2 rRNA genes are annotated in these 2,050 nt (G+C 53.8%); both read left to right on the forward strand.

The features are described from left to right. Window positions 1-1,542 (forward strand): 23S ribosomal RNA (locus BN1067_RS00410); the annotation flags it as partial. A gap of 387 nt (window positions 1,543-1,929) precedes the next feature. Continuing rightward, window positions 1,930-2,045 (forward strand): 5S ribosomal RNA (rrf, locus tag BN1067_RS00415). Window positions 2,046-2,050: the final 5 nt, after the last annotated feature.

Raw genomic sequence — 2,050 nt, forward strand, 5'->3', positions numbered from 1 at the left:
GTTAGTCGGGACCTAAGCCGAGGCCGAAAGGCGTAGGCGATGGACAACAGGTGGATATTCCTGTACCACCTCCTTTCCGTTTGAACGACGGGGGGACGCAGAAGGATAAGGAATGCGCACTGCTGGTTATGTGCGTTCAAGCAGTAAGAGAGTCAGATAGGCAAATCCGTCTGGCAATCTCAAGCTGTGATGAGGAGGGAAAATTAGTACCGAAGTTCCTGATTTCACACTGCCAAGAAAAGCCTCTAGTGAGGAAAGAGGTGCCCGTACCGCAAACCGACACAGGTAGGCGAGGAGAGAATCCTAAGGTGATCGGGAGAACTCTCGTTAAGGAACTCGGCAAAATGACCCCGTAACTTCGGGAGAAGGGGTGCTTCTTTTGCGAGAAGCCGCAGTGAATAGGCCCAAGCGACTGTTTAGCAAAAACACAGGTCTCTGCGAAGCCGTAAGGCGAAGTATAGGGGCTGACACCTGCCCGGTGCTGGAAGGTTAAGGGGACGCGTTAGCCCTCGTGGCGAAGCGTTGAACCGAAGCCCCAGTAAACGGCGGCCGTAACTATAACGGTCCTAAGGTAGCGAAATTCCTTGTCGGGTAAGTTCCGACCCGCACGAAAGGTGCAACGACTTGGGCACTGTCTCAACGAGAGACCCGGTGAAATTATACTATGCGTGAAGATGCGCATTACCCGCGACAGGACGGAAAGACCCCGTGGAGCTTTACTGTAGCCTGATATTGAATGTTGGTACAGCTTGTACAGGATAGGTGGGAGCCTTAGAAACCGGAGCGCTAGCTTCGGTGGAGGCGCCGGTGGGATACCACCCTGGCTGTACGGACCTTCTAACCCAGGACCGTGATCCGGTCCGGAGACAGTGTCAGGTGGGCAGTTTGACTGGGGCGGTCGCCTCCCAAAGAGTAACGGAGGCGCCCAAAGGTTCCCTCAGAATGGTTGGAAATCATTCGCAGAGTGTAAAGGCAGAAGGGAGCTTGACTGCGAGACCTACAAGTCGAGCAGGGACGAAAGTCGGGCTTAGTGATCCGGCGGTGCCGTATGGAAGGGCCGTCGCTCAACGGATAAAAGCTACCCCGGGGATAACAGGCTTATCTCCCCCAAGAGTCCACATCGACGGGGAGGTTTGGCACCTCGATGTCGGCTCATCGCATCCTGGGGCTGTAGTCGGTCCCAAGGGTTGGGCTGTTCGCCCATTAAAGCGGTACGCGAGCTGGGTTCAGAACGTCGTGAGACAGTTCGGTCCCTATCCGTCGTGGGCGTTGGAAGTTTGAGAGGAGCTGTCCTTAGTACGAGAGGACCGGGATGGACACACCGCTGGTGTACCAGTTGTTCCGCCAGGAGCATAGCTGGGTAGCTACGTGTGGAAGGGATAAGTGCTGAAAGCATCTAAGCATGAAGCCCCCCTCTAGATGAGACTTCCCATCATTTCAAATGAGTAAGATCCCTCAGAGACGATGAGGTTGATAGGTCCGAGGTGGAAGCGTGGTGACACGTGCAGCTGACGGATACTAATCGATCGAGGACTTAACTTAAAACAAAAAGCGGAGACGACCGTTAAGGTCCGACTGGATAAGTAAGACCGCGACAAGGCTGGGTTTCAGCCTTGTAGAGGAATTGCTTATACAGCGAGGACCTGGGAGTCGGAGCTGGATTAAAACAAAAAGCGTCGCGGGCTTGGTCAGATGCGACACGCATAAGCCAGTCACCGAAAAGCCCTGCAATATGGGCTTGTAGGGGAATGACTTATGACGCGAGCATCTAGCCCGCAGAGCTGGATTAAAAAAACGTGCCAATGTTCGTTGAATGTCTTCCCTCTTATCTAGTTTTGAAGGTACATCTTTCTTAAAAGCACCTAAAGGAAGTTCTGTTAAGACCGTTCACGTCCTGTGAACAACACAGAACGACCTGCATCCTGCAGGTCTGGTGGCAATAGCGGAGAGGTCACACCTGTTCCCATGCCGAACACAGAAGTTAAGCTCTCCAGCGCCCATGGTAGTTGGGGCTTTGCCCCTGCGAGAGTAGGACGCCGCCAGGCAAAAC

Source organism: Virgibacillus senegalensis (genome assembly GCF_000821245.2).
Lineage (GTDB): Bacteria > Bacillota > Bacilli > Bacillales > Amphibacillaceae > Sediminibacillus > Sediminibacillus senegalensis.